31 protein-coding genes are annotated in these 25,811 nt (G+C 63.9%); 12 read left to right on the top strand and 19 right to left on the bottom strand.

Going from position 1 to position 25,811, the window contains the following annotated elements:
- Window positions 1–264: 264 nt before the first annotated feature.
- Entirely contained in the window at window positions 265–612 is a 348-nt protein-coding gene (locus ALI44B_RS01080) for a hypothetical protein (RefSeq protein WP_077052953.1), read from the top strand.
- A 177-nt stretch (window positions 613–789) separates the two neighbouring features.
- Here ALI44B_RS01080 and ALI44B_RS01075 read toward each other — a convergent pair whose 3' ends face one another.
- From ALI44B_RS01075 to ALI44B_RS01035, 11 genes are all read right to left on the bottom strand, one after another.
- On the bottom strand, window positions 790–1,086 hold the full coding sequence (locus ALI44B_RS01075; RefSeq protein ID WP_077052952.1) for a hypothetical protein: 297 nt from the start codon (window positions 1,084–1,086) through the stop codon (window positions 790–792).
- A 5-nt stretch (window positions 1,087–1,091) separates the two neighbouring features.
- The gene (locus ALI44B_RS16055; RefSeq protein WP_179100186.1) at window positions 1,092–1,256 is read right to left on the bottom strand and encodes a hypothetical protein; all 165 of its coding nucleotides are present in this window, start codon (window positions 1,254–1,256) and stop codon (window positions 1,092–1,094) included.
- Window positions 1,257–1,265: 9 nt separating this feature from the next.
- The gene (locus ALI44B_RS16050; RefSeq protein WP_179100185.1) at window positions 1,266–1,409 is read right to left on the bottom strand and encodes a hypothetical protein; all 144 of its coding nucleotides are present in this window, start codon (window positions 1,407–1,409) and stop codon (window positions 1,266–1,268) included.
- Between the two features lie 580 nt (window positions 1,410–1,989).
- On the bottom strand, window positions 1,990–2,514 hold the full coding sequence (locus tag ALI44B_RS01070) for a hypothetical protein (protein ID WP_238591944.1): 525 nt from the start codon (window positions 2,512–2,514) through the stop codon (window positions 1,990–1,992).
- 59 nt (window positions 2,515–2,573) lie between these two features.
- Window positions 2,574–2,813, bottom strand: coding sequence for a hypothetical protein (locus ALI44B_RS15755; RefSeq protein WP_143458899.1), 240 nt, complete (start codon window positions 2,811–2,813; stop codon window positions 2,574–2,576).
- A gap of 10 nt (window positions 2,814–2,823) precedes the next feature.
- Window positions 2,824–3,066 carry a glutaredoxin-like protein NrdH gene (gene nrdH, locus ALI44B_RS01060; protein WP_077052949.1) on the bottom strand — a complete coding sequence of 81 codons (243 nt, stop codon included), beginning with the start codon at window positions 3,064–3,066 and terminating at the stop codon, window positions 2,824–2,826.
- 360 nt (window positions 3,067–3,426) lie between these two features.
- A complete protein-coding gene (locus tag ALI44B_RS01055; RefSeq protein ID WP_077052948.1) occupies window positions 3,427–3,759 on the bottom strand; it encodes a hypothetical protein in 333 nt (110 codons plus the stop codon).
- Window positions 3,759–4,391: an AAA family ATPase gene (locus tag ALI44B_RS01050; RefSeq protein ID WP_077052947.1), complete on the bottom strand. Its 633-nt coding sequence runs from the start codon at window positions 4,389–4,391 to the stop codon at window positions 3,759–3,761. Before ALI44B_RS01050 ends, ALI44B_RS01055 begins: the two co-directional genes overlap by 1 nt.
- A 246-nt stretch (window positions 4,392–4,637) precedes the next feature.
- Window positions 4,638–5,699: a hypothetical protein gene (locus tag ALI44B_RS15750; protein WP_143458897.1), complete on the bottom strand. Its 1,062-nt coding sequence runs from the start codon at window positions 5,697–5,699 to the stop codon at window positions 4,638–4,640.
- Window positions 5,617–6,006 carry a ParB/RepB/Spo0J family partition protein gene (locus ALI44B_RS01040; RefSeq protein ID WP_077052945.1) on the bottom strand — a complete coding sequence of 130 codons (390 nt, stop codon included), beginning with the start codon at window positions 6,004–6,006 and terminating at the stop codon, window positions 5,617–5,619. The genes ALI44B_RS15750 and ALI44B_RS01040 overlap by 83 nt, the downstream gene beginning before the upstream one ends.
- A gap of 441 nt (window positions 6,007–6,447) precedes the next feature.
- Window positions 6,448–7,188, bottom strand: a complete 741-nt coding sequence (locus tag ALI44B_RS01035; RefSeq protein WP_143458895.1) for a hypothetical protein — start codon at window positions 7,186–7,188, stop codon at window positions 6,448–6,450.
- 284 nt (window positions 7,189–7,472) lie between these two features.
- On the opposite strand from ALI44B_RS01035, the gene ALI44B_RS01030 reads away from it, so the two are divergent.
- From ALI44B_RS01030 to ALI44B_RS01020, 3 genes are all read left to right on the top strand, one after another.
- A complete protein-coding gene (locus tag ALI44B_RS01030) occupies window positions 7,473–7,778 on the top strand; it encodes a hypothetical protein (protein WP_143458893.1) in 306 nt (101 codons plus the stop codon).
- A 194-nt stretch (window positions 7,779–7,972) separates the two neighbouring features.
- Window positions 7,973–8,491: a hypothetical protein gene (locus tag ALI44B_RS01025; RefSeq protein ID WP_143458891.1), complete on the top strand. Its 519-nt coding sequence runs from the start codon at window positions 7,973–7,975 to the stop codon at window positions 8,489–8,491.
- Between the two features lie 161 nt (window positions 8,492–8,652).
- On the top strand, window positions 8,653–8,847 hold the full coding sequence (locus tag ALI44B_RS01020; protein WP_077052942.1) for a hypothetical protein: 195 nt from the start codon (window positions 8,653–8,655) through the stop codon (window positions 8,845–8,847).
- A gap of 504 nt (window positions 8,848–9,351) precedes the next feature.
- On the opposite strand, the gene ALI44B_RS01010 is transcribed toward ALI44B_RS01020, so the two are convergent.
- From ALI44B_RS01010 to ALI44B_RS15735, 8 genes are all read right to left on the bottom strand, one after another.
- A complete protein-coding gene (locus ALI44B_RS01010) occupies window positions 9,352–11,283 on the bottom strand; it encodes a hypothetical protein (protein WP_143458889.1) in 1,932 nt (643 codons plus the stop codon).
- A gap of 214 nt (window positions 11,284–11,497) precedes the next feature.
- Complete coding sequence (locus ALI44B_RS01005; RefSeq protein WP_143458887.1) at window positions 11,498–11,734, bottom strand: hypothetical protein; 237 nt, start codon at window positions 11,732–11,734, stop codon at window positions 11,498–11,500.
- A gap of 103 nt (window positions 11,735–11,837) precedes the next feature.
- Window positions 11,838–12,134, bottom strand: coding sequence for an ArsR/SmtB family transcription factor (locus ALI44B_RS01000; protein ID WP_179100184.1), 297 nt, complete (start codon window positions 12,132–12,134; stop codon window positions 11,838–11,840).
- Between the two features lie 229 nt (window positions 12,135–12,363).
- Window positions 12,364–12,627, bottom strand: coding sequence for an ArsR/SmtB family transcription factor (locus tag ALI44B_RS00995; RefSeq protein ID WP_179100183.1), 264 nt, complete (start codon window positions 12,625–12,627; stop codon window positions 12,364–12,366).
- 69 nt (window positions 12,628–12,696) lie between these two features.
- Window positions 12,697–14,142 (bottom strand): MinD/ParA family ATP-binding protein, encoded by a 1,446-nt coding sequence (locus tag ALI44B_RS15740; RefSeq protein ID WP_077052936.1) that lies wholly within the window; start codon window positions 14,140–14,142, stop codon window positions 12,697–12,699.
- Window positions 14,139–15,587, bottom strand: a complete 1,449-nt coding sequence (locus tag ALI44B_RS00985; RefSeq protein WP_077052935.1) for a hypothetical protein — start codon at window positions 15,585–15,587, stop codon at window positions 14,139–14,141. The genes ALI44B_RS15740 and ALI44B_RS00985 overlap by 4 nt, the downstream gene beginning before the upstream one ends.
- A gap of 17 nt (window positions 15,588–15,604) precedes the next feature.
- Window positions 15,605–16,699, bottom strand: coding sequence for a M23 family metallopeptidase (locus ALI44B_RS00980; RefSeq protein WP_077052934.1), 1,095 nt, complete (start codon window positions 16,697–16,699; stop codon window positions 15,605–15,607).
- Complete coding sequence (locus tag ALI44B_RS15735; protein WP_143458885.1) at window positions 16,696–17,163, bottom strand: hypothetical protein; 468 nt, start codon at window positions 17,161–17,163, stop codon at window positions 16,696–16,698. Before ALI44B_RS15735 ends, ALI44B_RS00980 begins: the two co-directional genes overlap by 4 nt.
- A gap of 104 nt (window positions 17,164–17,267) precedes the next feature.
- On the opposite strand from ALI44B_RS15735, the gene ALI44B_RS00970 reads away from it, so the two are divergent.
- From ALI44B_RS00970 to ALI44B_RS00935, 8 genes are all read left to right on the top strand, one after another.
- Complete coding sequence (locus tag ALI44B_RS00970; RefSeq protein WP_143458883.1) at window positions 17,268–17,921, top strand: DUF6668 family protein; 654 nt, start codon at window positions 17,268–17,270, stop codon at window positions 17,919–17,921.
- Window positions 17,918–18,193, top strand: a complete 276-nt coding sequence (locus ALI44B_RS00965) for a hypothetical protein (RefSeq protein WP_077052931.1) — start codon at window positions 17,918–17,920, stop codon at window positions 18,191–18,193. Before ALI44B_RS00970 ends, ALI44B_RS00965 begins: the two co-directional genes overlap by 4 nt.
- Window positions 18,194–18,221: 28 nt before the next feature.
- Window positions 18,222–18,977 carry a DUF8175 domain-containg protein gene (locus ALI44B_RS00960; protein WP_077052930.1) on the top strand — a complete coding sequence of 252 codons (756 nt, stop codon included), beginning with the start codon at window positions 18,222–18,224 and terminating at the stop codon, window positions 18,975–18,977.
- 103 nt (window positions 18,978–19,080) lie between these two features.
- Window positions 19,081–20,328, top strand: coding sequence for a hypothetical protein (locus ALI44B_RS00955; protein WP_143458881.1), 1,248 nt, complete (start codon window positions 19,081–19,083; stop codon window positions 20,326–20,328).
- A complete protein-coding gene (locus ALI44B_RS00950; RefSeq protein WP_077052928.1) occupies window positions 20,325–21,833 on the top strand; it encodes an SCO6880 family protein in 1,509 nt (502 codons plus the stop codon). The genes ALI44B_RS00955 and ALI44B_RS00950 overlap by 4 nt, the downstream gene beginning before the upstream one ends.
- Window positions 21,834–21,835: 2 nt before the next feature.
- Complete coding sequence (locus ALI44B_RS00945) at window positions 21,836–23,569, top strand: putative type IV secretion/conjugal transfer ATPase (RefSeq protein ID WP_077052927.1); 1,734 nt, start codon at window positions 21,836–21,838, stop codon at window positions 23,567–23,569.
- Window positions 23,566–25,329: a type IV secretory system conjugative DNA transfer family protein gene (locus tag ALI44B_RS00940; RefSeq protein ID WP_077052926.1), complete on the top strand. Its 1,764-nt coding sequence runs from the start codon at window positions 23,566–23,568 to the stop codon at window positions 25,327–25,329. Before ALI44B_RS00945 ends, ALI44B_RS00940 begins: the two co-directional genes overlap by 4 nt.
- Window positions 25,326–25,775 carry a DUF4913 domain-containing protein gene (locus ALI44B_RS00935; RefSeq protein WP_238591943.1) on the top strand — a complete coding sequence of 150 codons (450 nt, stop codon included), beginning with the start codon at window positions 25,326–25,328 and terminating at the stop codon, window positions 25,773–25,775. Before ALI44B_RS00940 ends, ALI44B_RS00935 begins: the two co-directional genes overlap by 4 nt.
- Window positions 25,776–25,811: the final 36 nt, after the last annotated feature.

The raw sequence follows: 25,811 nt of genomic DNA, 5'->3' as shown, positions 1-25,811 counted from the left end.
CGACTCCAGTTCCGCTTTCGGGCGCGGAGCGGGGGGTTACATTGGCGGGAAGCGCTCTCCGCCAGTGCGAGCTCCTCGACAGGGTTGCACGTCGTCCAAGAACCGATACATCCGCGGCTGGCCGTTTTTATGTACAGCACGTCACATGATGTGTTGCACAGGGATCAATCTGAAGCGTTACGCGTATCCGCCTTAGCTGTAGTCGGAGCGGTTTCGGTAGACAACCCCATTGCCTGGGGTTAAGAGCATCGAGAGAGTTGAATTATGCAAGAGATCACGTATGCGACGAAGACCTTTGTGACCACGGACGCCATTGCTGCTGCGCTGGTTGAGCTTGTGACCTCGATAAATCGTGACACTCATTCCGAAGCGGTTGTTGTTCCGGCTTACACGGAGACGGGCAAGCGGGTTGAGGCGACGATGACACTTGATGCGTCGAGCGAACTGGTTGCTGTTCCCTCTGACGTGAGTCCCGACGACAACCTTGAAAATGACGAAGCCGTGGCCGCCGCGCTGAAAGATATTCGCGCGAGGATTCAAAACGGATCACGTACAACGCGGGCGGTTTACCCCGACACCGTTGAGCCGGTGCAATACGGCGACGACATTTGAAGGAACACGCGGAGCTCCGAAGGGGATAGGAAAGCCGCCCCGTTTGGAGAACGCCTGCGATAGGTATTGCGCTGACCGCGCCCACCGCATCGGCCTATGCAGCGTGCACGAAGGAGAAATGAGAGGCGAGCCCGTTAGCGGGGTGCTCGTTTGGGACAGCTCGAAGACTTCAGGTCGTCAGTCTTCTTCGAACCGGCGCCGCAGTTCGTGGCGTTCCGGGATGCGTTTCACCGCGGCGAGTATCGCAGTTTGGAACTGCTCAACGATCATTGGCGGAACGGCGACAGCTGACCACACCTCCCACCGGCCCGGGCGTCCGCGCTGCACCCAGGTGCGGCGTTCATCGCTGATCTCAAAGTGCACTTCCCACCGGTCGACATCGGCGCGAAGCACAAACCCGTCGACCCCCATCGGTGCGAGCAGGTAACGCTCTCCAACGTCGAGTTCGTTCTCTGTGGGCAGTAGGCCACTCATGCCGGCTAGCCTCCCAGATCGGTGCTTAGATCGCGCACGTAGAGCAGAACGTTGCCCTTCGGGATCTGTGCTCGAGCAGCTGTGACCGCGGCGCCGCTCGCGGCCGCGTTGACGGTGATCCGCTCCCCCGGCTGGTCGATGCGGGGTCGGTGGGCGAGTTCGTATTGCATCTCGTGTTCCTAGATCTTGTCGACGGCGGATAACCACACCCACGCCCGCTGCGTGGCGCCCTGAGTGTCGGTCCATTCGATGTGCACGGCGCGGCTGGTCCACGCGATCGCGCGGCCCTCGATACGCGCGGATGTTTCCGGTAGCGGGTCCACGCGCGAACACTCATGGGCTCTTTCGGCGTGACGACGGGGTCGTTGTCGGTGTCAAGCTCGGCGTCTGTCAGGGTGACGGGTTTCGGGCGGATTAGGACCTCGGTGATGCGGCGTTCCATGAGCTTGTCGTAGTGCTCTGCGTAGCGTCGGTTCGATCCCATCGCCTCAGAGTAACCCGGTTCGAACACACGTTCGAATTGGTGGCGGGCAAAAGAAATGCCCCGCCCGGGAGGGGGCGGGGCTGCATCGCGATCGGAGAACCCTGATGCGTGATCAGATTAGACGATTTCCAGGAGCGGCCCCGTAGTCCCCCGAGAGCTACGAGGCCACCGTTTCGGGCTAGGCGTGGGGTGCGCTCACCCTACGCTGCGCGCCGGGAATAGAGAAGAGGCCCGGCAGGGGTTGCCGGGCCTCTCTAAATGCCACCACTGGGGGGTAATGGCTTGCCCACAGTACCGTCAGCGAGTGACATGACGCTGGGGGTTGCAGGGATATCCCCCGGCTGGGAGAGAGTCAGCCGGGGGAAGTGTTGGCGCAGAGCGACACATGGGCGCCGCGTGCGCGATTCGAGCAGGTCCGCCTATGGCAGCATCCGGTTCTCTTCGGCCTTTTCGAGATCCACGACGGCGCGCATTGCTTTCTTGACGGCTAGTTCATCGCCGCCGGCCTGCGCTTCGGCGAAATCCAGTCGAGCTTCCTCGAGAAGGGCTGCGATGTCATTGCCGTAGCCGACGAAACCGCTGCTGGGGGCGTCGGGGTTCGCGGCCTGCCCAACGGGCGCCACTTCCCATCCCACGGCGTCTGAGGCGGCGTGGGGGGCTTCCTGGGTGGTGTTCCGGGTTCCGGCGCGCTCGTTGGTGATGCTGGTGCCGATCTGGTCGGCTTCGATGACGCGCTTGTACTGGGCTGCGCCGTCTTTGCTCCAGGTGTTGGTGCGTTCGTAGCCGACGACGATCACGAGGTCACCCTTGTGGAGGACTGCAGCTGCATCGCCGAGTTCGAATTTCGCTTCGATGTGGTGGGGGGTGGCGGCGTCATCTGCGACCCACTCCCCCGCGCGGTATCGTCCGGTGTTTTCCATGACGGTGAACTTGGTGATGTCCATGCGTCCGGCTTTCTGCACGACCGGGTCGGCGGCGAGTCGTCCGGTGATTGTTCTGGTGCTCATGATGTTTTCCCCCTGTTGAAAGCTTCGAGTCGTTGAGTAGCGGTGCCGTATTCGGCCCGCCAGAGCCGCTTGCGTTCCCGGCGGTCTGCCCACATGCGAGCCTCGTCGGCATCCTGGCGCAAACGAGCGACGCTGAGGACGGTCTGTTCTTCCGTGAGGCCGCCGGCCTGGCCGTGAGCTTCGAGGAAGTCTGCAGCGGCGTCGAGATCTAGGGCTTCTGCGAGTCGTTTCATCATCAGCCCCCGCCTACTTGGCCAGTGCGGTGATCTTGTCGGGGCGGAACCCGGACCAGTGGTTTTCGTCGGTGTGTTCGTCGACGACGACGGGCGCCTGGCTGTATCCGAGATCTTCGGTGATGTAGCGGAGTGCTTCGGGTTTTTCGGTGATGTCCACGACGGCGTATTCGACCCCTGCCCGCTCGAGCCCCAGGTACGTCATCTTGCACTGCTGACAGTTCGGCTTGCTGTAAACCGTGACCTTCGCATTCATCGTGTTACCTCTTCCCCACCAACAATTTTTTTGCCCTGTCTGGCAAGAGAATCGATTGAGAGCGAGAGTGCCGGAGTGCCGGGTCGTGGAATACCGGAGCGCAGCGAGGATATGCCGCGAAAGCCCGGAACGGAGAGCGCGGCGCGAACTACGATGACCGGCCAGACAGGTGCAAAAAAGGGAGAGAGTCTTTCCTGCACCGCGGAGGGGTTCATCCGCCGGCCTCCGTGCCGGCCTGGGGAGCGCGAGGGGCAAGCCCTTCGCGTGCGCGTTGTACGCGCTCCCCCGGTGTACATATCAGAAAGCTTTCACTGAGCTATCAGAGTGATATCGGTTTGGATTCATGTCGCTAGCTATTTGCTAGCGCGATTCCGCGCGGATGGCTTCGAGGCCGCGGCGCAGAGCCCGAAGTGCCAATGCGTGCTGGCTGCGTTCGTCCAGCTCGGCCACTTCCGCCAACAACAATGGCAGCTCAGCGTCGGGCCAGCGGATCAGGAACGTCTTGGCGACCTCTTCGGATCGCGGAGCTTTACGCGTGTTCTTCTTCGGCGCCGTAGCGGCCTCAGATGGCGTGGCCGGCGCGGACGCGGCTATCGCCTCGGCACTCACGGGCGGCGCGTCGGCCGCTGCGCCAAATGCTTCGATTTTCGCGGCCGTCGCGGGATCGACGGGGGTACGTTTTTTGATTGCCATTACGCCATCAGCTCCGCTGCTAGTTCCATGACTTCGCCTCGCGCTTTGGGGTTGTTCCACTCGACAACGCCTTTGCCTTCGCCGATCACGTCTCGGTAGGCCTTTCGCTCGTGAATGATGGTCTGCATCGAGCGCAAGCCTGGATAATCCGACAGGTACTCCCCCGCGTCGGTTCGTTCCGACCCGTTGGGGTTGGTCGGGGCCTGGGTGAGAAGAACTCGCACTTCCAGGTCGGGGTTAAAATCGCGGACCTGCTCGACAAGGTCGCTCATGTGGGGCAACGTGTCCAGGTCGAATTGCGATGGGCGCACCGTAACGATCATCTTGTGCGCTGCGGTCATGCCGGTTCGCATCTCTTTGCTGTCCTTGCCAGCCACGTCTACGACAACCATTTCGTAGCGCGTATCGAGATCCACGAGTGTGTCGCGGATGTTGCCGAGTTTTTCGACGCTGGCGATCGTCGGCGTGACGCCTGACTCTTCGCGGTCGGCGTGCCACCTTGACGCCGAGCGTTGCGCGTCGGCGTCGACCAGACATACGTCGAGGCCCTGACGAGCGAATTCAACGCAGAGATTGACGGCAATGGTGGACTTGCCCGCGCCGCCCTTCTGGCTACCAATAAGTAAAATCATGCTTTCAGCATACTTTCACAGCGATATCAGAGCAATAGTTTCGCACTATCAATATGCTTTTAGTATCAGACGAGTATCAGCAAGCTATCGATATGGTTTAGATATCAAGTTGATATTAGTTTACCACTGCTTCGATAGCTTAGGGGAGTGTGAGGGCTTGCCCTCACCGGTCTGCTCAGGGAGAGCCGCCCGACGCGATCTGGGGGAGTGGGGCGGCTGACTGAGTGCCAGCCGCCCCGGTTCGGGTTATTCCGCGTTGTCGGGTGCCGGGTCGTTCTTCTCGGCGGCGATTCGTTCTACCTCGCTGAGGGTGTAGCCCCACGCTTCGATCTGGTTGAGGTACGCGGCGGTGTGGGCCGATGGTGTGCGCCAGCTCCACCGGCTGATCGATTCCTCGATTCCGCCGAGGACGACGGGGAGAGCGACGTGCAGCGCTTTGGTCGGCGTTTTCTCGACAATCGCGGCGAGGGCGTCGGGGGAGTAGTAGTTGGATCGTTCAACGCCCAGAAGCTCGTGCGCGAGGGAGTTGGACTGGTTCAGGCCTGTTCCGACGGTGTTGTGGTGCGTGGTGAGGCCGCGGGCAATGGATTGCGCCGCATCCTTCGGGAGCGTTTTCCGGGTGAGGAATTCGCCCAACCATTCCCGGCGCACGGTTTCTGCGGAGTCCCACGCCTTGTTGTTGATGATCAGCGTCTTCCGTTCGGCTTTCTGCTCGTCGGTCATCGGCTCCTTCGGGGCCTGGCCGTAGCGGCGGAATCCTGCTGCTTTCGGGTCGGCGACGTAGTAATTGACGACGACTCGATCAGCGTTGTACACCGAGATGAAAGCCGCGCGGCCGTCAACATCGGCAATGTGTTCCACGGTGACTGGTTCATTGTCGGCGGTGAGAAGTTCGCGTAGCGGCGTGTGGCTGCGGGGGGGGGTCGTAGCTGGGGTCGGTGTCGAGGATGATGTAGCCCTGCTCCGACAGTTCGGTTGCTTCGCGGCTGCCAGTTCGGCGTTGGTGCGGGCATCACGGAGACGCTGCAACGCGTGGGGGAACTGGCCGGGGTTGCTTTGCGCGGTGGCGACCAGCTCGGCGCACGCGCGTTCGTTGTCCTCAAACTCGGTCAACGCCAGCGCCTGGTCCAGTGTCAACTGATACCGGGTGATCGCGGATGCTGCGACGGCGCTTCCAGCCACGGCGAGACCCGATTTCACTTCCCCTGACTTCGTGCCGGTGCGCTTAGCAATCGTGGACACAGACATGCCCTCGAACGCGAGCTGCTGCGGCGCGGTCGGCGTCGCTAAGGGCTTCACGCTGGTCATTTTCGACCATCTGCTGCACGATCCGCTCGGTCGTCTTTTCATCCGCATCCACAACGTAGACGGGGATGGTGGCTACGCCTGCTTCTCGGGCGCCGAGGGTGCGTCGCTGACCGGCTCGGACGAGGATGTTGCCCTGTTCGTCGCGGCGTGCCAGAACGGGCGTCAGGACGCCGTTCTCGCGGATACTGTTGACGAATTCTTTGGTGATCGGGGCGCTGGGCCGCACGTTCGCTTCGATGATCACCGTGTTGGGGTCGATGTGCTCGACAGAACCGGTCTGGGTGGTGATGGTGTTCGTGGTTGTCATTGCTCTCTCCTTCGTTGCCAACCGTTTTTTTGCCTTTCTGGCGAGAGAAATCGATAGAGAGCGGGAGTGCCGGAGTGCCGGAGTGCAGGGACCGTGGAATACCGGAGCGCAGCGAGGATATGCCGCGAAAGCCCGGAACGGAGAGCGCGGAGCGAACTACGATGATCTGCCAGAAAGTCAAAAAGAACGTCCAAAAAGGGGGTGCCGGCACTGCCGGCGCCATTGACGTTTCATCCGGGGGAGCGCGAGGGGGTTTGTCGCCCCTCGCCGGGGCCGGCGGCGAGCCGACCCCGCCCCGACAGCAGCAAAGCTGGCCGAAATTGGCCCTGATCGGGATGAATCGGAGATGAGCGCCAGTAATTACACGCATTCAAGCGCGACTAATTACACGCACCTTTGGGGGAGCGGGGCCAACACGCGTGGTTGGCCCCGCTCAGGCGTCTACGCCCGGTGTGCGCGCTTTTCAGCGGCTAACCGCTTGTGGAGGGGCATATCTCCGGGACTGATCGTCCACGGGGCGTCACTGGCGTTGGGTAGGCGTGACTCTGCAAGACGTCGGAGTCGGTCACAGAACGCTCTGGCCTCGCTAGTGATCCAGCCGGGAGCTTCGCATGCCTGGTACTCGTAGCCGTTGATCGCGCCGAGAATTTCCACCGGTTCCCAGTCGAAGTGCTCGGGCCGCTGATACGTGTACACGTAGGCTTCGTCCTCGTTGTAGCGGGCGTTCACGCTGGCCGCGTTAGCGTCGAGGAGCATTTGGCCGAACGCCGATTCGGTGCCGCGCCGCAGCACCCGCATGTTGCAGCCCCAGCCGATCTGAACGCCGTTGTAGGGCGTGGGTTCGTCGTCCGTGACCACGCTCAGGTTCCCGTTTGCGCCGCCGCCGTAGGTGAGTGCGGCGTGAATCATGACGTGGATGTGCTCGGCGTCGACCAAGAACGCGCTCATGCCGCCACCGCCCTCTTCGTAGTGCAGGTCGCCCTCGTCATCGCCGTGAGCGTGATCCGCTAGCCATTTGTCGGCCGCGTGGCTTGCTCCTGCTGCCCGAAGCAACGCCGTAAGCGCGTCCACCTCGATGCAGCTTAGCGCCGTGTCGATGCTGTCTGCGATGCGTGAGTTGCTGAATATCTCAAGGAACGTTCTCGTGGCCTCCTGAATGGTAGGCCGGTTTGTGGGCGTCATTGCTCTCTCCTTCTCTGCCGACCGATTTTTTTGCCTGTCTGGCGAGAGAGAAACGAAGCGAGCGTGAGTGCCGTAGTGCGCAGATTCTCGGGCGAAATAAGCCCGTCAGGGCGCGTCCGAGAATCTGAGAACGCAGGCACGGGAGCGAGCTACGGTGAACGGGCCAGACCGGCAAAAGAGCCTCTTCACTGGCACAGGGCCGGCGCCGCCGGCACCGCTTGGGGTCCTGTGGGGTCGACAAAGATTGCTTGACAGGCGGCGGGGTTCGGAGAACTATGATCCGCATGGGGGGCCAGTCAGCAACGTCGCTAACAAAAAGTTCCAATCGCCTGTTTTCAGCGATCGGTTTATTCGTGGTGGGGGCGCTGATTCTGCTTGTGCGGTTGCCGCCAGCGGATTTGGCCGGCTGGATCGCGGAAGCGTTGAACGTCACCCTGGGGGTTCCATTCCTGGGTGCGGCCGCGTTGTTTGCTGGTGCCGCCGCGTTGGTGCGCACTGACAGCCAACGCCGCGTGTTCATGATCGTTTCGATCGTCGCGGCCGGTGTCTCGGTCGTGCTCGGGGTTCTCCTGATTGCTACGCCTGCGTAATCGATTCGACTATCCAATGGGGGATAACTGTGAAAAGAAGTACGTCTGTCATGTCCACATGCGCGGCCGTTTTGGCTGTGACGTTGGCGTTCCCGCTCTCGGCGATAGCGTCGCCGGGGCCGGCTCTCGATGACGCGGTGTCGGCCGCGTTGAACAGCGAGCTCGCTGAGATCGCTGCCGCATCCGATGGCACGGTGTCGTTCTCCGACGTGTCCGTGGATGTTTCACCGGAACTCGTTCAGGCTGCGGGAAGCAACGACCCGGCCGCGATCGCCGACTTCATCGTCGACGAGGCGGAGCGGTCGCAGAAAACTCAGGCTTCGCCCGTGTCGTCGCTGGCGCGTGCGGCGTCGCCGCAATCGGTCTCCGCGGTGTCCACGACTGTCAATTACACGGCGGACCAGAACACGACACTGCCGTCGTTTGGTGTCGCTTGGGTGAACCAGGACATGTCGGTCACGTTCACCGGGAACACGATCAATTCGGTGCGTCTCAAGGGCAACTCGTATGGCACCGGCATCTCGATCTTCGCGTACTCACACATCAACACCACGCTTGAGTACCGCAAGAGCCGCACCTGCCTTTACACGCATATGAAGGGCACTTTCAGCGCCATCGTGAAGGGTTCCGCGGTGAATTTCGCGGCGACGGTCCTCGCCACGGATGCGCCTCGAGGCGGCCGAATGGTGAGCCTGCTCTACTCCGACTGCTAAACCTGTACAACAGAGGGGCGGAACCGTCGGGGTTCCGCCCCTCTGTTGTGCGCTCTGCGGCGGTCGAATCTGAGTCCTGCTGGTGCTGCTGTATCGTTCCCCGGGCAGGTAGGCGAGCGGGTCGCGTCGGACCGTCCGTCTTTCACTGGGGGAGTGAAGCAATGCAATTGTGTGCACAAGCGGTGATACCGCTGTTCGGGTTCGTCATGGTCGCCGCGTCGACGTGGATCTACCGGCGCCGCCGCGATTGGCGATCCCTGCTGTTCTTGGTCGGCATGGTGCTGGTGGCCGGCTGGTGCTTGCTCATCAGCGCGATCATTGCGGGCGTTGTCCCGCTGATGACGATCAGCAGCTAGACGCTCAGTGAACTCACGTGGCATGCGGCGCCGATAACGGGACCGTCGCCGGCGTCGTCCCGTTGGTGACGACTGCTCGCTAGAATTCGAGTCGAGGTGAGTGAGAGATGACGAGCCCTGGCTGGTTTGCTGCGCTCGGGTGCGCGGTGCTGCTCATCCTCGTGAATCTGGTGATCTGGATGATCGTCACTCAGATTGCGAACGGCGCCCCGAGGAGTCATGTCGCAGGCATCCGCTTACCGTCGCTGTTAAGAAGCGACGAGGCTTGGCACATAGGTCACGTTGCAGCTCGAGCTGTGATGGCTCCATATTTGTTCGTTGCCGTCGGAGTCGGAGTGCTGACTGTTCCGTTGCAACTGTTTCCGGTCGCCTATGTGGTGGCCCTTGGCCTGTCTCTAACTGCAACGCTGTTGGCGCTCGGAATAGGGTCTGTGCACGCGTCACGTGCCGCTCGGCACGTTCACGACGAAGCTTCGCCCAGCACGGACCATTGAAGTAAGGGTCTTACGCCGCCTTATTGGCTCGTTCGAGAGCGCCGGCGGCCACGAGTGCGAGGGCGTCGCCGTAGTGGCCGCGCCCGTTGCGGCGCGGGTATGCGGGGTAGTCGGGGCGGTCGTTCTGAACGAACAAGGGCACTCCTGTGCTCGAGCGGCGCCCTCGACGTTTCTTCCGCGCCTTCGACATCCAGGTGACGTCGGCCAACCACCATGCCCACACCGCGCGCTCGAGGTCGTGGCGGGCGGCACGGCCGGCGAGATACCCGTCAACGCCGAGCTGCGCGGCAACCTGGTCGCGGTCGACGTCGGCGACGCGTGACCATCCTTCGGGATGCCGGTCGACGAGGCCGTGTGCGTGCAGGCGGGAGAGTGATTTTCGGATTCTCGACGCGCTCAAATTTGTCTCAGCAGTGAGCGTGTCCACGGTGAGCACATTTCCGGGGGAGAGCTGACTGTAGGTGAGTCCTGCTTTACGTCCCAGGCTTCTTGGAGCGGAGAAGACGTCGTGAGCGAGATCTTGTAGGCGGGCGGAGAGCTTGTTAATCCACCAGTCGCGTTGGTCAGCGGCCGGGCTCTGGCTGGGGTGCGTCACCGCTTGTGGCAACTTAGGGCTGTCCTCCCCTGTGGAGAACTTTTTGGAGAGTCGGTAGCGGGCCCCGTGGGCGCCCTCGGCCTGGTCGACCAACACGATCCAGGCGGACTCCGGGTCATCCGTTGATGGCGTGCGGAGCGCGTGGAGGGCGAGGCGGCAAGCCTCGTGCGAATACCCCGTGACCTGGGAGAGGCGCCGCTGGTCGGCTTCGATGACCTCGGATGCCGACTGGGCGATGAATAGGCACAGGGCGTCTAATACGGCGCGTTCCGCGTAGCGGCCTCTGGTGGCTCTCTGAGCGGTCGAGGGGCCGGTCAGCCCCCACCGTCCGGGTGTGGCGTCAGCGGCGCTCTGTACGCGGGCGATGGCGGCTGACGTGGCGATCGCGCGCGCGTGGAACTCGGTGTCGGCGCCGGCGCCGTTTACGGGGTTCGTGGCCACGAATTCGACGGCGCGTTGCCAGGCGCGTTCAAGCACTCGGCGTGATTCCTCGGCGCTGCGGGCAACGCGGCCGCGGAACGTGCGCCGGGTACGTGCGTGCTCGAGCGCGGGGGAGACGTGCAGCATCGCGAACACGTCGGCGAATCGCCACCGAGCGCGGGCGCAGCCGGCGAGTACCGCGGCCTGGGTTACGGAGGTGTCGTCGGCCGGGGCCTGGTCGAGGAGGTCGCGGATGCGGGGTGAGACGGCGCGCTTGGGGCCGACGAGGTGCGGGTAGCCGGCGTCGTCGTGGGCGACGCCTCGGATTGCGGTGACCGGTGCGACTGTGAGTGTGGCGCCGGTGTCGATGAGAAAGTCTTGGAGCAGCTGCAGCTGGTCGACGGTGACGCTGTGCGCGAGCAACGGGGCGATCGAGCCGACAGGCTCAGAGCGCCCAGAGCGTCGGTGAGGGGCGCCAGGGGGCCGCACGGAACCGGTCGCGGCGTTCTTCAGCGGCGTGATGTCCAGAGAGGGCAACAGCTGCGAAGCAAGGTGGCCGATTGTGGCCACGATGCCAGCGGAGGCGCCGTCCTGCAGGGACAGCCAAACGTGACGGCCGCCGGTCGGCCCGGAACGCGCTACCAGGTAGTTGATGTTGAGCTCATCGAGCCAGTGAGCGAGGCGGCCGGCGTCATAGACGGCGTTGCCGTGGCCTGGGTCGAGGTCGAAGCAGATGTAGTGGAAGAACCCGCGCGGGTCCGTGAGCGGCATCGCCCACGGCGTCGACGGCTCATCCGCGGTCAGGGGGATTGTCGCTGTGTAGTCGTTCAGATACCCGTCTGGGCCGAGCTGATCCGCGATGCGGACGCGGCCGCGCGGAGAGAGCGCACGGGTGAGGCCCCAGGGGGTCCACTGTTCTGGGGACACGCCAGTGGGCGTGTCGTCGTGTTTTTGGATGCCAAAAACGTCGATCTGGGTTACGATGGGGTCACCTCCTCGGTTCCTCCCGTGTAGGTACGAAGAAGCCCCGGTTCCTCAACCGGTCTTCATTCGGAACAAATTGCTTGATCTGGAAGAGTTTGGCGACACGGCCAGATCAGGCACAGAGCTTCAGCCCCCGCCTTGTGCGGGGGCTTTCTCGTTAAGCGGCTGGTATAGGCAGCTCCACGTTCTTGGGTCGGGGGAGCGCGACGAGCGGCAGCGCGCCGTTCTCGGAGATCTGCGCTCGAAGCATGTTCTCGAGGTAGTAGGCAATAGACACACCGCTGGCGGCGGCCGCGGCCTGTACCTCTTCGCGAATCTCGGGAGCTACACGTGCTTGAAGAAGCACGGTGGGTGCATTTTCTTGACGACGCTGGCGTCCGGCGATTGCGCTCATGTGCCCATCGTGGCGTTTGTATGCATTCACGGCCGCGATTAAGGACGGTGTGTCGCTCTTAAGCCTGGGCACAGAAACACAACCGCAGGTCAACGTTCGGGTGTTAGTTTTCCTCGCCGGAGGCGTATTTGGCCCAGACAGCAGCGAGCTGGGCAACTGCGGCAGGGTCAACGTGCCAGTGCAGAAGACGGCCCCGGCGTTGTTCGAGCGGCACATCAGTGGAAACGAGACCTGCCCGTTCGAGAGCTTGAAGGTGCGCGTGAGCGCTAACTCGAGAAAGGTCGAGTCTCTCGGCGATCTCAGGAACAGTGAGCCCGTCGTTCCGACCGAGCATGTGCAGGATCTCCGTACGCGCCCTGTTGCCCAAGACCTCAATCGCTTCCACCACCTTTTTTGGCATGTGGGGAGGGTGCGTGAGGCGCGGCATGGGTCAATCCTGCCCCACATCCAGGATTTCCAACTCGCGGGCCTCAACTATTAAACATAGTCTAATCGTTGCGGGTTGGCCGTAGGACACTTGATAAATCCACAGGGTGAGGCTTAACGAAGTAGGGCGGCACCGGTTAGGTGCCGCCCTATAAGCGCGGAGCATGTGGCGGGCACCTTCGGGTGGTGCCGCTTGTGCTCTGTTATGCGATGAATTGATCTCGTGTGTTGTCGAATGCTTCCTTGATGCGCTCGAGGTTCACGCGGTACTTCACTGATCGGCCGTGGCGCTTGTTCTGAGGGATGTCTCCTTCAATGGCGCCGTATTCCTCGAGGGGCCGTAGGTGGCTGCTGATGCTGCCTTCGGGGATGCCGGCGCCTTCGGCGATTTCGCTGAAGTAAGCGCCATCGGTTGTCGACCGCATGTAGTCGATGATCGCGAGGCGGCCGGGAACACTCGTCAACACTTTGACGAGTGCAGTGTCTCTATTTGGGGGACTGGTTGGGGTCACAGCGGGTACTTTCTGGGGGAGGGGTTAGAGCCCTCTGGCAACGGCTGCGGCTGCGGAGAGCCACGCTCGCTGCGTTGCGGGCTTCAAGGAACCGTATCGCAGGAGCCCCTGAACCATCGCGGGATCGTAAGGGATTGTGACGGTTTCCCGGGTGAGCGAACGGAACCCATCAGCGATCTTCTGCGCCTTCTCACCCGGCGCCTTATCGTTCGCTTCGCTGATGATGACGACGCTGTTGTTGGCGAGCTGGCGGGTGCGCTCGTCACGCTCAGCGAGCTTCTCGAGCAACAGGGCACCAACCTCGGCGCGGTCCTCCCCGGTGGTGCTGGCGAGCACGAGGTGATCGGCTTTGTCGATCATGCGGAGCCAGACAGGGTCTGTCTCGTCGTTACCGGAGTCGATGATGACGAGGCGGTAGAACTTCGTGGCCACCGCGTGGATCTGATCGACGTCGCCGGGGCCGATACGTTCGCCCTGCTGCAGAACGGTCGGCTTCCCACGGAGGACGTCGAACTGGTCACGGGTCTGGTGGTGCACATAGCGGGCGAGATCCGCGGCTTGCGCATCCGGGCCAAGCAACCGGTTCGCGTCCGGCAGCAGCTCGTGAAGGGTCTGCTCGTGCGGGCCCTGCTCGGTACGCCAGCCGAGCGTGCCGCGAGTGTGGTTGTTATCCCACGCGAGCACGCCGGCGCCACCGAAGCGGGCAAAGACCGACGACAGCAGAACGGTCGTCGGGGTTTCGTTCGCGCCGCCCTTGGCGTTCACGATCGCAATAGTGCGGGGGCCCGGCCAGTGCTGGCTGACGGCGTGCACATCGTGACGTTCATTGCGCTCCTGGTCACTGGGGGCGAGGCGAATGCCGAGACGAGTCGCGAAGCCGCGCCATCCCTGGGTTGCCGGCTCTTCTGCCGGTGTTTGGTCGGTGAGGAACGACCCGCGCGCCTCGCGTCGCGTCTGCGGAGCGTCGCCCGCGGGCTGAGCACTCTGGCGCTGTGCGGCGGTGGGGCGGATCTGTGTCGTCTCATCGATCGGCGGGTAGCTCTGGGGCGGCGTCGACGTAGACGGCTGCAACTGCGGCTGCGGCGTGTAGGCGGTCGAGGGCGCCGGCATGGCCGGCGGGAACTCGATCCGCTGCGCGGGCTGCTGGGGGAGCGGCGGGACAGGCGGGAGCTTCGTCGGCGTCGTGTCCGGCGCTTGGACCGGTGCCGTCGCCGGCGCCGCGTGAGCGGCGAGTGGGTTCGGTGCGTCGATCGGTTCCACGCGGCCGTCTGAGTAGACGCGGAGGTATTGCAGCTGGTCGCCTTCGCGAGTTTCGACCTCAACGTTCCGGCCGGTGTAAGCGGCGTATTTCGTTAGCACTTCGACAGCGCTCGTGCGGGCTTCGTCCGCGCTGGAGCGGGCGATCGGCACCATTTCTCCCGGGAGTGCAACACTGCCGGTCCCGTCCTGGTTGATGGTCACGATGATCATTCGGTATCTCCTTCTGTCAGGGGCAGTGCATACAAAAGACGCTGGTCAAGCTTCGTGGCCATGACCCACACGCGGTCTGTCGTGGCGATGAGGGGGAGTGCTGGATCTTCCGGCAGCTCTTCATCGGTGAAGGGGCGCGTCGCAACTCCTGCAGCGTTCACGGTGCCGACGACGGCGTCGCGGTCCTGCGTGCCGTAGACGGTGTTCCCGTCGACGGATGAGGGGACGAGCTTTCCGAGATCCACGATCACGGGGCGTTTGCCGTAGTCGATGAAGATGCGGCCGAGGGTGAGGGTCGCGTTGCCCTGCGCGCGGATCGGTTCGTCACGATCGCGCACGGCACCGTCGTCGACGGGGGCTGTGGCCACGGGGGTGTTTGATTCGAGATCCACGAGCGTCGCCACCTGGTCGTCGTCGGTGTCCCACACGACGATGAGGTGCGTGTCGTCCGCGGCGGATGCCAGGACGATGCTCTGGGCGCCGTCAGGCTTCGGGAGCGGGTGGGGTTCGGGTTTCCCCTCGAGAGGAACGCTCCACCACGTTTTCGAGTCGATCGCCGTTACCGTGTCGTCGGCCGCGAACACGGCCGTAGCGGTCACGGGGAGATCTCTCGTCTTGATGCCGTCGGCGGTCACGAACCCGACGGTCTGACTGGGGAGCGACACAAGGGGCGATGATCCGAGGTAGGACACGTCGGCTTTGGTGTTCAGCTCGAAGCTTGTCGACGGCACGTCGGTTGTGTCGTCGAGGTAGAGCGGCCAGAGATCCAGGGACCGGTTCGATGCGGACGCGAGGACCGGTTTCCCGCCGACGACGCTGTAATGCACGTCGGTGCCTTTCGGGCCTGCGCTATCGGCGGTCCACACGATTTTGCCGGTGTCGGGGTCGATGAGCTGCAGCTTGGTGCCGGTGACGGCGATACGGCCGTCAGGGAGCGCCCGGGGCTCCGAGGACTTACTGAGCGGGATCGCGTAGTCCGCGATCTGCGAGTAGCCGGGAGGGGCCAGTACCGGCAGCTGCACACCCGCCCCGGGCGGCTTGTACGGCGTCGACGACGCCACCGGCGCCGGCTGCTCGGTCACGTTCACCGCGACGGCCGTGCCAGCACCGACGAGCGCGAGAACGCCGAGCGTTGCGGCGCCTATGAGGATGCCTTTCCGGCGCCCCTTCTTCTCGGGTTCTGCAGCCGGGGTGATGTCGTACACGTGACCGTCAGAGGTCACGACCATGAGGTGTTCCCCGTCAGGGGTGACGGCCTGAGCGCGAATGGCGTCGAGGCCTTCTTGGCGGGCGAGATCCGCGACGACGATCACGGCATCCTCGGTTGGGCTTCCCGAACCGGTTACCGGAACGGGGGTGCCGTTCACGGTCGCGGTGCCGTAGGCGGTCAGCTGGATGCGGGCGACGGGGAACGCCGGGACGGCTGTGGGGTCGAATTCGGTCATCGTGGTTTCACTTCGTTTCAGCAGGTCGACGCGACACTGTGGCCGGACCAAATGGGGAGGGTGCAGAAGTTGATGTTTCGGTCTTGCATGAACGTGATCGGGTCGACGGCGTTCGCTTCTTTCGTGTCGCCGCCGACGTAGACGGTGTAGTGGAGGTGTGGCCCGGTCGATGTGCCCGAGTTGCCGGAGAGCGCGATGACGTCGCCGGCCTCCACACGGTCGCCGACCGCGACGAGGACTCCTTCGTCTTTGATGTGGTGATAGCGGGTGGAGATCCCGCCGCCGTGGGAGACGATGATGAGGTTGCCGAGGCCGCTTTTGGAGAATCCCTGGTCGGTGACCACCTTCGTGACGGTGCCGGCGGCGGCCGCGTGGATCTTCGTGCCGACAGGGGTCGAGAGGTCGACGCCGTTGTGCTTGTAGGCGTAGCCGATGACGTCGGCTGGGCGGGCGCCGTAGAAGTCCGCGATCATCAGCCCGGGCGAGGCGAGATCCAGCGGGCTGGTCCATCCGGATGCGTCGACGGCGACGCATCCCTGGGAGCCACCTTCGGGGAGCGGCATGCCGGCGAGAGCGGCGGTGATCTTCGTCGCCGGTTCCCAGAATTTCGCGTAGTGCTCGGGGTCAGCGTTTCGCTGTACCCGGTGGGCCGCGATCGTGGGCTCGAGGTTTTCCCACCCGTCGACAGTGGCGAGCACTGTGAAGAAGCTCGACGCCGAACGGTATGGGTCCATGCGATCTTCGTAGCTGCCCCAGGAGCCGTTGGCGCGCTGCTGGAACAGGCCGCGGGAGTCAGGGCCGGTGGCGTCGCCGCGGTCCATGACGTTCAGGCTGGATTCGCCGATGGCGGTCATGACGCCAATGGTCTGCGCTTTCGCCGGCATACCCATATCGGCGGCCGCCTTCATGATGTAGGCGGCGTTAGTCAGCTGCGTTGCGTTCCAGTTGTCGACCTTCTGCACCGGCAACGACACCGGATCGATGACGACGGCGGTCCCGCCGGTCCCCGGCGCCGTGCGTGGCGTGCACGAAGTGTCACCCGACAGGAACAGGACCACCAGGAGCGGGATAAGGAGCACGAGCGCGGCAGCGCCAGCTATGGCCTGTTTCATTGGGTGTCCTCTGGTGGCCGCAGCCGGTGGATAACCCACGGGCCGCCGGTCTGCTCGCGCACGAGCTCGACGGAGTAAGAGCCGATGTCAGTCGGCACCAGAACGGTGAGCATGCCCTCTTGGACGCCTGAGAGAAGGCTCCGCCCGGTTACCTCCGAGGCGGGCACATTGGCCGGATCGGTGTAGGCGTAAGCCTCTCGGGCGTCCTCACCGAGGTACTGGGTGAGATCAGCCCACCACTCGTCATAACCCCGGTCATGTGCAACAAAAGCGCGCATTGCAGCGTCCGCGAGACGTACTTCTTTGTCGTGGTCCTCCGATGACTTGCCCCCAATTCGGGGGCCGTCGGTGGTTACTGCTTGACTGCGTGATGGGGAAGGGGTTTCGCCACCCGAAAGGCAGCCGGTTAGCAGGGGGATTGCACCGATGAGAAGCACCAGACAGAGCGCTCTGCGTTGCGCCATTCTCTCCCCCTCACCCCAGGATCGTTCTGCAACTCTATCGTATACATAGTCTGTGTCAACTGATACGCTGATTGCGACGCATAAGTCGATGAAGTGGGGGAAGTATGCCGAAGAGCAATCCGTTCGTGGCAAATCCATTCATTCCCGAGCCCGAATCCGCGCCCGAGACGCCCGACGTACTGGCAGCTGACCCCGTGCTGGGAGGCTCGCTCAGCCTTCCCGGCCCCGCGTCACCCGAGCTAGCACCGCCGGTAGATACGTCAGGTGACGGCAGCTGGCGCACGTCAGAGACAACGGCACGGCCGTCGCTCTGCGTGATGGGCGTGCACGGTGGCGCGGGCGCCACGACGATTGCTGACCTACTTGGCTCCGACGCCCTCGACGTCGGCACATCCTGGCCGCTTGCGACCGGATGGGAACGCCCCCTACCGGAGCTGCCGGTGCTGGCCGTGGCCCGCACGCATCACCGCGGCCTCGCCGAAGCGACCCGCTTCGCCAGGCTGTGGGCGGGCGGGCAACTCCCCGGTTCACGGCTGATCGGGCTCGTCCTCATCGATGACGGCCCGAAGCTCGCCAATGAACAGCGCGCGGCCGTGAGCCGTCTCGCTCGAATGACTCCCCACGGATGGCATATCCCGTGGGTTGAAACCTGGCGTCTCGCCCCGGCCACGCAAGCCGCGTCGCCGCTGCGGGTACGTCGGACGCTGCAACAGATCCGCGCATTCGCCGGGGAACCTAAGAAAGGAACAGACCGATGACCATGACAGACGTCGCCATGACGCTTATGACCACGCTGCCGGACCCGACCCCGGAACAGCCCCCGGGAACCGAAGGCATCACGACGCTCCTGAACTGGCTTAGCTGGATCGTCATCATCATGGGCATGGCCGGCTTCCTGATCTCCGCCGGATACCTCGCCTTCGCCAGCTTCACCGGCCGCGAGATCAACGGCTTCAAGGGCCTCGTCATCGCCATCATCGTCTGCATCCTCGCGACCGGCGCCGGCGCAATCATGCGCTTCTTCGTCTAACCCACGCATAACCAGCTAGGAGGCTGCGATGTCAGACACTTCCGAAAGCAAGAACCCCTTCAACAAGTGGTGGTTCATCTCCGGCGGCCTGGTGCTCGTCATCGCGGCCGCCCTGGTGTGGATCCTCGTCATCGGCCCGGGCGCAGCCAATAACAACAACGACGCGCTGCCCGAACCGGGCAACAGCTCATCGGCACTGCCCGAGGAACCCAGCTCGAGCACGAAGCCAACCGAGCTAGCCGGCGGCGAATGCGACCTCGACGACAGCGACCAACAGATCCCCACCGCGGCGCCTGACGCCGAGTGGGTGGACTATGGGCCGCTGAAACTGCCGACGTCAACGACTATTGGCCCTAATTCTCAGGACGGCGCCGTGTGGTCCTGTTTCGCCCATACGCCCGCTGGCGCTCTCTTCGCTGCTTCCTACTTCACAATCGGGCTCGGTTGGAACGATTATGAGGCCGTCGCCGCGGCCGGCGTTGTCGCCAATAGCGGCAGAGAACAGTGGATCGGTAAGCGCACCGAACAGGGCGATGTCACGATCGCGCCGGGTGAGGCACCCGCAATTGCCGGCTTCCGCTTCGAAGCATATGGCGGGACAGAAGCGACGGTGCAGATTGGAATGCGCTACGGCGAGCTCGAACGTATGGTGCGGGTGTTCCTTGTCTGGGATGCCGCCGCGGGCGACTGGAAAGTCGACGCAAGTAAGGGCGACCCGACGTCGGTTACGAACGAGGTCACGTCGATCGCTAACTTCACACCGTGGGGTGTGACGTATGGCTAGCGTGGACTGCCCAGTCCTCGACCCGGCATGCCTCGTAGAGGGTGCCAAAGATGCCGTGGGCGGGGCGATTGGCGCGGGTGGGACCGCCCTCGCGGAGGGCTTCGTGAACTCGCTCGCGGAGGGCATGGAAAACACCCTGACGGCGATCTCGACATTCTGGATAGCGCTGCCCTCACCCTCGGTCGAGAACGACGCGATTCGAACGATTACTGACGGACTTGGCTGGTACACCTACGCTTTCGCCGTTGTCGGTATCCTGCTCGCGCTCCTGCGGATGGCGCAGACGAACGAGCTGAGTTCTGGGCTCCCCGCGGTCAAGATGATCTTCAACCTCATTCTGGTGACGGGCGCATACTCGGTCGGTTTTACTGCTCTGATCAAGGCGTCGGACGCGTTTGCGCCGTGGATTATTGAGAAGGCGACGGGTCAGGAAATGACCCTCTCGGGGATGCTGAGCGCGTCCACAATCATGACGACCGGCATCGGCCCAGCAATGCTTATCGCCCTGGTCGGGTTCCTCGCTTCGCTCGCCAACGTCGTCTTTATGGTGCTCCGGGGGGCGATGATCACGATTCTGTTTGCGTTCCTGCCGATCCTTGCGGCATCGTCTGGGTCCGAGGCTGGCTCTCAGGCGTTCAAGAAGGCCAGCGGCTACTTGCTGGCCTTCGTTCTCTTTAAGCCCGTCGCGGCAGTCATCTACGCTCTCGGGTTCCTGATGGTCAAAAACCCTCCCGCGTTCCAGGTCGACGACATCGGAAAGGCGCTCTATCAGAGCGCCGTTGCGGTCATGATCATCACGATTGCGTTCCTCTGTCTCCCGGCACTGATCAAGTTCATCGTGCCTGTTGCGGCTCAGGGTAGCTCTGCTGCGTTCTCCGGTGCAGCTGCCGGCGCCGCGGTGGTCGCGGGCGGCGCGGCCATCGTGACGATGGGTGCGACAGCTGGTGCTGGCGCTGCTGCAGGTGGTGCATCAGCGGCCGGCGGAGCATCCGGCGGCGCCGCGATGGGCAGCGGGAGCGCCGCTGCAGGAAGTGGTGGTGCAGCTGCCGGCGGAAGCGCTGTCAGTGGCGCGCAAGCCGCGTCGACGGCCGGGAGCGGTGGCCAGGCGGCCGCAGGCTCACAAGCGGGCGGGCAACCCGCCGGCGGAAGTGGCGACACCGGCGCAGGCGCTGCGGGCGGCGCATCCTCGTCGAACGGCGGCAACAGCTCAGCGGATAGCGGGCAAGCGGCCGGCGGCGCTCGACACGGGCGCGGGGGCGGCGATACCGCTCGCGCCGTAGGAGATATGGCTGCGGCCGGTGGCGCGCAGTCTCAATCAGCTATCGATGACGCATCTGAGGAGTCGAAATGAGTTCCACCGAATCTGTCCAACCGGGCGTCTACGGCAACATCATCAAGCCGGGCCGACAGGGCATCCTGGGCCTGTCGATGGGCGTGTCACTCGCGGGTGTGCCCTTCATCCTGCTGATCGTTTTCATGCTAATTCAGCGGCAATACATCCTCGCTCTAATCTTCGCCGTCGCCGGCGTCGTGGGTGCCCTGCTCATGGTCGCAACGAAACGCCAGGGCAGAGACATCTACCAGCGTGCAGCCCTCCGCACCGCTCAGAAGGTCAAGGAACGCTCCGGAAACCATCTGGCCATCAATGGTCCCGCCGGCCGCGCACCGGACGGCAAATACCGCCTCCCGGGCCTGTTGACCCCGAGCGAGCTGAGCGAGCACACCGACTCCTACGGAAACCCGTTCGGGCTCATCCGGCTGGAAGCGGCACGCCACTACACAATCGTGTTCGAGGCCTACCCGGACGGCGACGCCCTGGTGGACAAAAGCCGCATCGACGCCCAAATCTCCCACTGGGGTTCCTGGCTGGCGCAGCTCGGCATCGAGGACGGCATCATTGGCGCATCCGTGACCGTCGAAACCGCGCCGGACTCGGGGCTCCGCCTCGAGCGGATGGTGACGCAAAACGTGTCACCCGAAGCGTCCGATTTCGCGACGGCCGTCGCCGGCAGCATCACCAAAGAGCTGAACGGTGAATCACCCCAGTTCACAACCCGCCTCTCGATCACGTTCTCCGGTCGCGGCGTCGACAAAGAAGGCAGCGACCGCGGCCTGACGACGATGGCGGATGAGATCGGGAACCGCATCCCGGTGCTGCTGTCCGGGCTCTACGAAACCGGCGCAGGGACGAGCGTTCGCGCATGCACGGCACAAGACATCGTGGACTTCACCCGCAGCGCCTACGACCCGACCGTGGCGAACCTCATCGAACAGGCCCGCGCCGAAGGCGGCACCGGCCTGACGTGGCAGGACGCCGGCCCGAGCTTCGCAAGCGACCAGGTCGACCTGTATTTCCACGACCGCGCCGTGTCGAAGTCGTGGCAGATGTTCGAAGGCCCCCGCGGCATGTTCTACTCCAACTCCCTCAAACGCGCGCTCGAGCCCACCAAGGGTCTCCTGCGTAAGCGCGTGACGTTGCTGTATCGGCCGATTCCGGCCGACAAGACGACGGGCGTCGCGGAGGCCGACATCAACAACGCCACGTTCGCCGGCTCGCAGAAGCAGCGCATCAGCGCCCGCCAGAAGCAGCGCCTCGCGTACGCCGTCCAGACCGCGAAAGAGGAAGCTCAGGGCGCCGGCCTCGTCCGGTTCGGCATGATCATCACCGTCACCTGCGACCGGTCCTCGGAGTTCCCGCGCCTCGACAAGATCATCCCGGCACTCGGCAACCCCGCCAAGCTCCGACTCCGCCCGGCGCTGGCGAACCAGGCGGTGACGTTCCAAGCGGGCCTCCCGCTCGGTGTCGTTCTGCCGCTGCACATGGCTATCTCCGACAACACACGGAACTGGATCTGATCATGGCGAAACGCTCTCGCACGACACAGAACAACCCGGTGCCGTCGATGGAATGGGGCCTCACCCTCCGTCTGACGAAGCGTGAGGCTCGACGCATGGAACGCGACGCGCGACGCGCCCAACCCCGCGACCCCCGCACCGCCGGGGTCAAAGGATGGCTTGACCGCGCAGCGGCCGACCGTGGCGAAGCGCAGAACCGGCCTGGGCGCCGCGGGTGGCGCGGCAAGGCCGTCGGCCGCGTCAGCTGGATTGAACCGCTCCCGGAAGCTCAGGGCACAACCGTGCAGGTGTGCGGGCTGTGGCCCTTCATCGCCGGCTCCGGGTCACCGGTGGTCGGTGTGCCGCTTGGCCGGCACCTGCTGAACGGCACAACGGTGTGCGCAGATCCCGTGTACTGGTTCCTCTCCAACCTGATTTCGCAGCCGTCAGCGTTCGTCCTCGGGCGCCCGGGCCTCGGTAAATCGACGCTCATCCGACGGATGATCGCGATGCTGCAGGCGTGGGGCATCGTTCCGATGATCCTCTCCGACACCAAGCCGGACTACGTGGATCTCATTCGCGCGATGAAGGGGCAGATCATCACGCCGCGGCGTGGTGGCCACGCCCTCAACCCCTTGGATCTCGGCCCGCTGTTGCCGCGACTGCAGGAGATCGCAGACGACGGCAAACGCCGTGAAGCGGTCGACGAGATGCGCGGCCGCCGGCACACGATGGTGACCGGGCTGCTGCAGCTGGTTCGAAATGGTGAGCTGGAACCGTTCGAACAGTCCATCGTCTCGGCCGCCCTGCAGATCCTTGACACCGAACATGACGACATGCCTGTCATCCACGACCTCACCGAACTCATCCGAAGCCGTCACCCGCGCCTCGCCGGCCTCGCCCAAGACCAGGGCGACGCAAGCCGCTACTCCAGCCGAGTAGAGAAGCTGATCGACGGACTCACCGCCCTGGGCGAGGACGGCCCGTTCGGCGACATCTTCTCCCGCCAGACCACGGAACACATCGACGTCGGCACCCCGATGGTGTTCGACCTGTCCGCGATCGATGAGGCCGACCTGCAGCTGCAGGCGGCCGTGCAGTCCGTCTGCTGGTCCTACGGCAGCGCCGTCGTGTCCGCAGAAAAGCACCTCGCCGAAGCAGGGCTACGGAAACGACGCCACTACTTCCTAGTGATGGACGAGCTGTGGCGGATGCTGCGGGCATCCGACGTCATGGTCTACTTCCTCGACTCCCTCACCCGCCTGAACCGCCAACGCGGTATCAGCCAGGTCATGATCACCCACACAATGAACGACCTCGAGCTGGCATCCCCGCACCTAACGAAGATGGCGTGGGGATTCGTCGAACGCTCCGCGATGGTGTTCCTCGGCGGTCTCGCCGAGCGCGAAATGGGAAACCTGAACGACGTGTTTGCGATGAGCTCCGCCGAGCGCTCAATGATCACCGACTGGTCATCGGAGGGCGGCATCAACCCCGACACCTCCCAGGCATCCGCCCCTCCCGGCCGCGGAAAGTTCCTATTAAAGGTCGGCAAAAAGCCCGGCATCCCGTTCCAACTGCAACTCACGTCCGCCGAGCTCGAGGTGAACGACACCAACAAGGCGTGGGCCGGCGAAGCCGAACGTGTGCACCGGAACACGCTCCGCGCCGTGACTGACGCTGCAGAGCTGGACGTCGCGCCCGTCGACGCGCCGACGACCGAGGAAACCTCGGGCGTTCGGGAGGTACTCGCATGAGCCCCCGCGAGGCGCACCGCCGCGCGCAGCCGGGGACGAATGAGGGCCCTGCCCTCTTCATGCTCGCGGTGATCGCACTGCTGTTCGTCGTCGCCCTCCTGATCTGGGGCACGGCAATGCTGAACTCGAAGGTCGGGGATCTCGGATCGTCGAACCCCTTCGTTGTCGTCGGCGGGGTGCTCAGCGGGAAGCTCGCACCCGAACCGTTGCAGATCATCGTTCTGGTTGTCGCTAGCCTCGTGCTCGCCGTTCTCGCGGCGGGCATCGTCGTTGGGGCGATCCGGCAACGTGGCGACACCGGCGACGCCAGCCCCGTTGACTACAAGGCTCGCTCGATGGCTCAGACCCGCCATCTGAGGGGCCTGCTGCCGAAGGGTGCAGCGAAGGACGTCAAACGACTGAAGGCCGAGCACACGGGCCTGGGGTCGCCGCTGGGAGCGCAGGTCGGGACGGGCAAGCCGCTGCGGGCGTCATACGAGTGGGTGCAGATCTGGCTGATGGGCCCGCGCGCCGGTAAAACGTCGTGCGTATGCGTGCCGCAGATCCTCGAAACCGCTGGCCCTGTCACCACGACGTCGAACAAACGCGACATCGTGGACCTCACCCGCGGGCCCCGGTCGATGAAGGGCAACGTGTACGTCCACGACGTGCAGAACATCATCGGCGAACCGCCGACCTGGTGGTGGAATCCGCTCTCGTTCGTCGTCGACTACGAGTCGGCGGCGAAGCTCACCGATATCTTCATCACCTCGTCGACGGAGGCCGGCGCGACCCAGGATGCTTACTTCAAGGGCGCCGCGAAAGAGACGCTGACTCGGTTGTTCCTCGCGGCCGCGGTCGCCGGCCGTCCCATCACGGATGTGTTCGAGTGGGCGAATAATCCGAAAGACGAGAAGGTGGCGCCCGAGTTGACGCCGGTCTACATCCTGAGAACGCACGGGTACGAGTCGCAGGCACGTGCACTGGACCGCACGAAGCAGCTGCCCGATAAGCAGCGCGAGGGTGTCTACGACAACTTGCGCACGTGGATCACCGTGCTGGGCAACGAGAAGGTGTTGCCTTGGATCGTCGACGACGGTACGACGCGGCCGCACTTCAACCCCGAAAAGTTCGTGACCTCCACCAGCACCCTCTACGGGATCTCGAAGGAAGGCGACGGTTCGGCTCGCGCGATCACCGGGGCGCTCACCATGGCGGTCTTGACCGCTGCGGAACGTATCGGTTCACGGCAGCTCGGCGGACGCCTCACAACGCCGCTGATGGCCGTTCTCGATGAAGCAGCGAACGTGTGCCGCTGGAAAGACCTCCCCGACGTCTACAGCCACTACGGCTCCCGCGGCATCATCATCTCGTCGTTCTTCCAGTCCTGGTCCCAGGGCGTCGAAGCCTACGGCGAAAACGGGATGCAAAAGCTGTGGTCGGCCGCGAACATTCGCGCGATCGGTAAAGGACTCTCGGAGAAGGAATTCCTTCCTTTCGCCTCGTCGCTCATCGGTGACCACGACGTCGTGAAACGGTCCTCGTCGGCTCAGAAGAACGGGCGATCGGTGACGACAAGCGTTCAGCGGGAGCGGATCTTTGAAACCTCCGACCTAGCGGCGCTCCCTGACGGCCGCGCCATCCTGATGGCGTCGGGCATGCCTGCTGCGCTGATCAAGCTCACCCACTGGGGCGAGAAGGACTACGGCGAACTGGTGATGCAGAGCCAGGACTATTACGAGAAGAAGGCCGTGCGTATGTCGGCGGGAGGGGTGTCGTGAGCGAGTACGAGGACGACGACGTTGCCGGCGAAAGCCTGGCCGAACCGGAGCAAACTCCTGAGGCGCTGGCGGAGGCGGAAGCGCCCGAGTTGGTGTTCGCGGATGTCTACGAGTGGGTCGACGAGTGGCTGTTGCCGCACTGGCGCCGCGAGGCCGAGTATTGGGACAAGAGGTGGTGGTTGTACCCGGAGGTGCTGAGCCGCTTTGAGGCCCTGTGGCGGGCGTGGGAGTTCCTGCGGCTGGAAGGGGCGCTCGGGATGTCGGTTTTCTGGCGCGATCACCTCGAGAGCCACATGCGCGTCATCACGGCAGAGAACGGCCCGTTCTGGCAGGTGCGATCCTCAATGGACTACACGGGCGAACCGCCGGCAGTGTGGCCAGCTGAACCGGCGGACCGTGAGGCCGGCAGGATCGAGTACGTCCGCGGCGACAGCTCAAAGAGCTAGACGCATCACAACGAAGAGGGAGGGCCGGCAGATGCC

It is taken from the genome of Leifsonia sp. ALI-44-B (assembly GCF_001984125.1).
Lineage (GTDB): Bacteria > Actinomycetota > Actinomycetes > Actinomycetales > Microbacteriaceae > Okibacterium.
The sequence above is the reverse complement of the archived record's forward strand: the minus strand, read 5'-3'. Positions and strand labels throughout refer to the sequence as shown.